A 6,544-nucleotide genomic window follows, 5' to 3' on the forward strand; every position below is an offset into this window, starting at 1 on the left:
TGCGTGGCCCCGGGTGGTCTAAGGTCGCCCGCCTCAGGGCCTAACGACGGGAGACGGGATGGCCGAGACCAGAGGGGACAGCCCCGAGCTCGCGCTCGCGCGCCAGGCCGCGCGCCATCGGGAGGTGGAGCACAGGGTGAAGAACACCCTGCAGCTGATCTCCTCGATCGTGTTGCTGCAGGGGCGCCGCGCGGCCGACGAGGGCGCCCGTCAGGCGCTGCGGGCCGTGCAGCAGCGGGTCGCCGCGGTCAGCGTCGCGCACCGCCACGTCGGCTGGGCCACCGATTCCGAGGAGGTCGAGGTGGCGGCCCTTGTGCGCGAGATCGTCGGCGACCTGGCCAGTTCGGCCGGTCGCGAGGGCGTGGCCATCGAGCTGGACCTGGAGCCCCTGGTCATCGACGGCCGCTCCGGTGCGCCGGTGGCGCTGCTGGTCAGCGAGACTGTCGGCAATGCGCTGCGCCACGCCTTTCCCGACGGGCGCACGGGCCGGATCCGCGTGGGCCTGCGGCGGATCGGCCAGAGCTTCGAGCTCACGGTCAGCGACGACGGGGTCGGGATGGCCGCCGACACCAGGCCTGCCGGTTTCGGCCTGAACGTGGTCCAGCTGATGGTCCAGCAACTGCGCGGCAAACTGGTCACCGATACCGCGCAACCCGGCTTGCGGCTCACCGTTAGCGTTCCCATGGACGTCAAACCTTCGACCCGCGGCTAGTCGCGTGAACTTTTCCACCGCCGATCTGATCGGCACGGGCGCGGCCCTGTGCTCGATGACCAGCTTCGTGCCGCAGATCGTCAAGATCGTGCGTGAGCGCGACGCCACCTCGGTGTCGCTGCGGATGTACGCGGTCACTGTCACCGGCTTCGGCCTATGGATCGCCTACGGGGTGATGACCCGCGCCTGGCCCGTGATGGGGGCCAACACCGTCTGCCTGCTGCTCTCGGCGACGATCCTGGTCCTGAAATGGCGATTCCAGACCGGTCAGGCCGGCAAGGCGGGCTAGCCATCCGGCGCCTGTGGCCCTAAGTCGTGCCGCGGAACGACGCGCAGAAAAGACTCCACGGATGACCGATCGGCTGGCGGCTGCGCAGGCGGCGTTGAACGCAGGACGCAGGGACGAGGCGATCGACCACCTAGGCGCCGCCGTTGACGAGGATCCCGCCCGCAACGTCCAAGTCTATCGTACGCTTGCGCTGCAGCTCTACACGGCAGGCCGGTTCGCCGAAGGCGAGGCCGCCGCCGCCCGCGGCCTGGCGCGCCATCCCCGCGACTACGACCTGATGAACATGCGCGGCGTGCTCCTGCGCAAGCTGCGCCGCCAGCCGGAAGCGGTGAAGGTCTTGGAGGCGGCCATCAAGGTCAACGCCAAGTCGGCGGCCGCCCAGCACAACCTCGCCAACGTGCTGCTGGATCTGAAGGAGCCGGTGCGCGCCGAGGCGTTGCTGACCAAGCTGGTGCGCCTGGAACCGCGCAACGCCGACTACCTGCGCCAGCTCGGCCGCGCGCTTGGCCAGCAGGGCAAGATCGAACCGGCGCTCGGGCGCCTGCGCCAATCGGTGGCGATGAAGCGGGACAACATCGACGCCTGGCTCGACATGACAGGGCTGCTGAACGAGGAGCAGCGCGGCCCGGAGGCCGAAGCGCTGTTGGACAAGGCCATCGCGGCCAACCCGGGAAACGCACGACTTCTGGAGGGTAAGGTGCTGGTGATGCGCCGCTCCGGCCAGGCGCGGCGCGCCGAGACCTTCATGGAGGAGCTGCTCCCGGCCAGTCCGGACGCAGGGTGGCTGCACTACCAACTGGGGAGCCTGCTGGCCGACCGGGACCGGGTGCGCGCCAATACGCTCCTGCGTCGGGCCGTCGAGCTCGAGCCGAACCGGCTCGGTTATGCCGGCGCCATGATCGAGAACCTGGAGCGCACCCGAGTCGGCGACGAAGGCGGCCACATCGAGGAGGCCTACCACCTCGCCAAGGGGCTGCTCCCGCGCAGGGCGGAGTTCGACGAAGGCCTCACCAAGATCATGGCCGAGGTGTTCGGCCGGGTCTGCGACTTCGAGGCCCTGGAACAGATCGGCGACTTCAGGACCCTGGGCCGTAGCTGGGCCTCCAGCGGCCGTCACACCGCTCTGATGAAGCAGATGGCCCACGTACGCACCGATGCGGACCGCGCGGAGGTGATGGAACAGCACCGGATCTGGGGCCGAATGACCGAGGCGGCCGTGGCGCGCCGGCCGATCAAGCGCCCCCCGCCCCGCCCACCAGGCGGCAAGATCCGGCTTGGCTTCATGTCGTCGGACCTGCGCCAGCACCCGGTGGGCTACTTCGCCCTGCCGCTGTTCGACCACCTGGACGGCCAGCGCTTCGAGGTGTTCGTCTATTCGTTCTACCAGGGCAGGGAGGACGACGCGCAACGGCACATCGCCCGGCGTGTCACGGCCTACCGGTGGTGGCCGGATATCTCCGCTGCCGGGGCGGCGGAAAAGATCGCCGAGGACCAACTCGACATGCTGATCGAGCTCGGCGGTTCGACGCATATGAACAAGCTCGAGGTGATGGCGTACCGCCCCGCGCCGGTGCAGGCGAGCTGGTTGGGCTATCCGCATTCGGCCGGGCTGGAGGCGATCGACTACTTCGTCTGCGACCCCTACGTCGCGCCTGCCGAACCGACGTTCCTGCTCGAAAAGCCGCTCATGCTGCGGCACGCCTGGTATCCGCTGAGCCCGGTGATCTTCAAGGACCAGCCACCGCTGGAGACGATCCCACCCATTGCGCGAAACGGCTACGTCACCTTCGGCACCGCCAACCAGCCCCACAAATACAGCCGCGATGTGCTGAGGACCTGGGCGCGGATCATGGCGCAGTGCCCGCAATCCCGGTTCCTGTTCATCCGTCCGGAGAGCAGCGGGGCCAGCTTCCAGGCAAACCTGCGCAGCGCCTTCGCCGCCGAGGGGATCGAGGGCGAGCGTATCCAATTCGAAGCCGTGCGCGGCGCCCACCTGCCCCACTATGGCCGGATCGACATGTCGCTCGACACGTTCCCGCAGACCGGCGGCACGACGACCTGCGAGTCCCTTTGGATGGGCGCGCCCTGCGTCTCGCTGGTGGGCCCCGCGCCCTACGAACGGCTCAGCTATTCGGTGCTGACAAATGTCGGGCTGGGCGACCTCTGCGCCACGACGCTAGACGGCTACATCAAAGCCGCGGTGGGGCTGGCGAAGGACCCGGCGCGCATCGCCGACCTGCGGGCCAACATGCGCACGCGGCTGAAGGACAGCCCACTTGGCCGCACCGAGACCTGGGCGGCGGACTTCTACGACGTCATGGAACAGGCGGTCAGGTCGTCGTCGCCGAGGCTGGCGCAGCCGGCCTGAGCCACCCTCAGCTACCAGATCACCAGTCCCTGGCTGGTGGGCAGCTCCAGCACGAACCTGCCCCGATCGCCGAACCACTTCGTCTCCTGGAGATGCTGGGGCCGGTACGGGGCCGCCCCGAAGTCGTCCAGCACAATCATCGCGCCCGGGACCAACCGCGCCTCGATGGCCTCCAGCGCAGCGATCTCGGCAGGCGCGTTGTTCATGTCGATGTGCGCAAAGGCGATGCGGTCCGGGACTCCCTGCTCGAAGCTCTCCGGGACGAAGCCGCGGATCACCTTGATGTTCGGCTCCGGGAAACGCGCAACCACGGACTCGAAGAGCTCGGGTCCATGCTCGGGCATAGAGTGATGGGCCATGCCGCGCTCATGTTCGAAGAGGTCGTAGAGGAAGACCTCCCGGTCGCTCAGGTCAACGACGTCGGCCATGATCCGGCTGGTCGTCCCCTTGTAGGTTCCACACTCGATGAAGCCGCCTTCCAGGCGCGCCGCCTGGCGGGCCGCCCATACGACGACATGGGTGCGCCAGATGATGCCGCGCTCGCTGTGCGTCTTGGCGTGCGTCCGGTAAGCCTGCATGAAAGGCGCATCGTCCACAAAGCCGAGGTTGCGCCCGAACGCGATCAAGTTGTCGCCGGCGAACCAGCCGCGCTTCACCCGCGCCGCGGCCTGGAGTTCGTCGATGCCCTTGTTGAACGCGACGTGGTCGTCGACACCCCAGAAGAAGCGGCTGCGATAGTAGGGAGGCTCCACGTCATCCAGCCTTTCGGGAGTTTTCGGGCGCGACGCCGCCCGCGCCTCTTAGACCAGCTCGCCGCGGGCGTGAAGGTTGGCGTACCAGCCCACATAGTCGTCCCAGAACGCAGTCTCGTCCCCACCGGCGCCCGGGTCCGCGTTCACGCGCACACGCGGCTCGTCGAAGCTGGACTGGTCCGCCATCTCCAGCGGGCAGCCGAAGGCAAGCCGGCGGGCGGCCTCGGCGGCTACGCGGGCTGCAAAGTCGCCTTGCGAGGCGATCCAGCCCGAGGGTCGGGCCACCCGCTCGCCATCGTCGTCCGCCAACCAGCGGGTGAGACAGGCCACGTAGGCGGCCGCCAGCTGCGGGGCGGGCAGGTGGTCGCGGATGTAGAGCGGCGTGCGGACCAGCGGCGTCTCGCCGGCGAACCAGCTGCGGAACAGGTGCCAGCCAAAGCGCCGCTCCTCGAACGGCCCGTAGGGGCTGGGGATGACGAACCGCGCGAAGCGTAGGCCGGCCGCCCCGACCGCGTCGTCGAAGGCCTCGCGGGTGAGGGTTTTGGACAGGCCGTAGGGCGTCACCCACGGCGCGGCGGGCCCGTCCCCGCCCTCCCCGGCCTCGAAGATGCTGCCCGTCAGGATCACCAGACCGGCGCCTGCGTCTCGCAACGCGGCCAGCGTCGCCGGGAGGCCGTTGGTGTTACGGGCCACGGCGTCTGCGGCATCGAAGGCGGGATCGCGATAGTTGGTGATGTGCGCGGCATGATGGGCCAGCACGTCGACCCCGCCGCTGGCGCGGATGTCGCACAAGAGCGCGTCCGAGCCGAACGGTCGGGCGAAGGTGACGTCGGCGCAGCGCTCCAGCCGCCGCACCCGCTCCAAGCGGACGCCCTCATAGGCCGAACGCTCCCGCAGCAGGGGCGCCAGCACCTCGAACCCGGCCTGCGCCAGCGCCTCGGCGATCCATAGTCCGGTGAAGGAGCTTCCCCCGGTGAGCAGGACCCTGCGCCCCATCGGGTCACCGATAGTCCGGATAGGACGCGTCACGCTCGGAGATCACCTGCGGCGCCGCCGGCCAGGCGATCGAAAAGGCCGGGTCGTTCCAGCGCACGCCGGCCTCGTGGCCGGGCGTGTAGGCGGGCGTGATCTGGTAGAGCACGTCGGTGTCGGGCTCCAGGGTCAGGAAGCCATGGGCGACGCCTTCGGGGATGTAGAGGGCGGTCAGGTTGTCGGCGGACAGCTCTGCCGCGGTCCAGCGAAGGTGAGCGGGGCTGTCCGGGCGGAGGTCCACCGCCACGTCGAACACCCTGCCCCGCGTAACCCGCACCAGCTTCGCCTCGGCGTAGGGCGCCAGCTGGTAGTGCAGGCCGCGCAAGGTGCCGGCGGCAAGGTTGCGCGAGACGCTGGTCTGGGCAGGGGTGAATGGCGCGCCGGCGGCGGCGAACTCTTCCGGGCAGTACAGTCGCGCGAAGAGCCCGCGCGGGTCGGCATGCGGCTGGGCTTCCACCCGCAGGACCCCCGGGAGCTCTGTGGCCTCCAGGCGCATCAGTCGAGCACCCGGGTCCTAGGCGAGGCGACCACGAAGCGTCCGCCCCAGTCGGCGATGAAGGAAAGTTGGCGGATGATCTCGTCCTTCAGGTTCCAGGGCAGGATCAATACGTAGTCCGGCCGCGTCTCCGCCACGGCGGCCGGCGCGAACACGGGGATGTGGCTCCCCGGGAGGTAGCGGCCCTGCTTCGCTGGGTTGGCGTCGTACGCGCACACGATGTCCGCCGCCGTAGTCCCGCAATAGTTCAGGAAGGTGTTGCCCTTGGCCGCCGCACCATAGGCGCAGATCGCCTTGCCATCGTCGCGCGCGGCGTCGAGGAAGGCCTGGAAGCTCGCTCGCACCGCCTCCACCCGGGCGGTGAAGCCATCGTAGGTCTCTGGTCGCGCCAGCCCGGCGGCCGCCTCCATCGCGCGCAGGTCCCGCAGCGCATCGGTCTCCTGGTGGCCGGAAGCCTGGTGGCAACAGAAGAGCCGCAGCGACCCGCCGTGGGTCGGCAGGAGCTCCACATCGAAGACCCGCAGGCCATGGGCGGCCAGGACCTGCTCGACGGTCAACAGCGACAGGTAGGAATAGTGCTCATGGTAGATCGTATCGAACTGCACCTGCTCGATCAGGTTCAGGAGGTGCGGGAACTCGAAGGTGAGCACGCCTTCGGGCTTGAGCACATGGCGGAAGCCGGCGACGAATTCGTTGAGATCGGGCACGTGGGCCAGGACGTTGTTGGCCACCATCAGGTCGGCGCGGTCGCCGCGCGCCGCCATCGCCTGGCCGGTGTCGGCGTTGAAGAACACGACCTCCGTGCGCACGCCCACCACGCGGGCGGCCTCGGCGGTGTTTGCCGTGGGTTCGATGCCGAGCACGGGTATGTCCTGGGCCGCGAAGTGCTTCAACA

The 6,544-nt window shown here is 69.1% G+C and carries 7 protein-coding genes; 3 read left to right on the top strand and 4 right to left on the bottom strand.

Annotated elements, in window-relative coordinates; all coding sequences use genetic code 11:
- Nucleotides 1-58 precede the first annotated feature (58 nt).
- The 3 genes from QZV94_RS21695 (at nucleotide 59) to QZV94_RS21705 (ending at nucleotide 3,369) form a co-directional block, all read left to right on the top strand.
- A complete protein-coding gene (locus QZV94_RS21695; protein ID WP_293681842.1) occupies nucleotides 59-712 on the top strand; it encodes a sensor histidine kinase in 654 nt (217 codons plus the stop codon).
- A gap of 4 nt (nucleotides 713-716) precedes the next feature.
- Nucleotides 717-1,001, top strand: a complete 285-nt coding sequence (locus QZV94_RS21700; protein ID WP_293681843.1) for a SemiSWEET family sugar transporter — start codon at nucleotides 717-719, stop codon at nucleotides 999-1,001.
- 61 nt (nucleotides 1,002-1,062) lie between these two features.
- Nucleotides 1,063-3,369 carry a tetratricopeptide repeat protein gene (locus QZV94_RS21705; protein WP_293681845.1) on the top strand — a complete coding sequence of 769 codons (2,307 nt, stop codon included), beginning with the start codon at nucleotides 1,063-1,065 and terminating at the stop codon, nucleotides 3,367-3,369.
- Nucleotides 3,370-3,380: 11 nt separating this feature from the next.
- On the opposite strand, the gene QZV94_RS21710 is transcribed toward QZV94_RS21705, so the two are convergent.
- The 4 genes from QZV94_RS21710 to QZV94_RS21725 form a co-directional block, all read right to left on the bottom strand.
- Nucleotides 3,381-4,121, bottom strand: coding sequence for a class I SAM-dependent methyltransferase (locus QZV94_RS21710; protein WP_293681847.1), 741 nt, complete (start codon nucleotides 4,119-4,121; stop codon nucleotides 3,381-3,383).
- 48 nt (nucleotides 4,122-4,169) lie between these two features.
- Nucleotides 4,170-5,117, bottom strand: coding sequence for an NAD(P)-dependent oxidoreductase (locus QZV94_RS21715; protein ID WP_293681849.1), 948 nt, complete (start codon nucleotides 5,115-5,117; stop codon nucleotides 4,170-4,172).
- Nucleotides 5,118-5,121: 4 nt separating this feature from the next.
- Nucleotides 5,122-5,649, bottom strand: a complete 528-nt coding sequence (gene rfbC / locus QZV94_RS21720; protein ID WP_293681851.1) for a dTDP-4-dehydrorhamnose 3,5-epimerase — start codon at nucleotides 5,647-5,649, stop codon at nucleotides 5,122-5,124.
- Nucleotides 5,649-6,544, bottom strand: an 896-nt coding sequence (locus QZV94_RS21725; protein ID WP_293681853.1) for a class I SAM-dependent methyltransferase, incomplete at its 5' end; no start/stop codon positions are given. The genes rfbC and QZV94_RS21725, both read right to left, overlap by 1 nt.

Origin of the sequence: uncultured Phenylobacterium sp. (genome assembly GCF_902826855.1) — a bacterium.
GTDB lineage: Bacteria > Pseudomonadota > Alphaproteobacteria > Caulobacterales > Caulobacteraceae > Phenylobacterium.

Bases quoted from the DNA above. Each gene is read 5' to 3' on its own strand.
- rfbC (WP_293681851.1), bottom strand. From the start codon at position 5,649: ATGCGCCTGGAGGCCACAGAGCTCCCGGGGGTCCTGCGGGTGGAAGCC.
- QZV94_RS21705 (WP_293681845.1), top strand. From the start codon at position 1,063: ATGACCGATCGGCTGGCGGCTGCGCAGGCGGCGTTGAACGCAGGACGC.
- QZV94_RS21695 (WP_293681842.1), top strand. From the start codon at position 59: ATGGCCGAGACCAGAGGGGACAGCCCCGAGCTCGCGCTCGCGCGCCAG.
- QZV94_RS21715 (WP_293681849.1), bottom strand. From the start codon at position 5,117: ATGGGGCGCAGGGTCCTGCTCACCGGGGGAAGCTCCTTCACCGGACTA.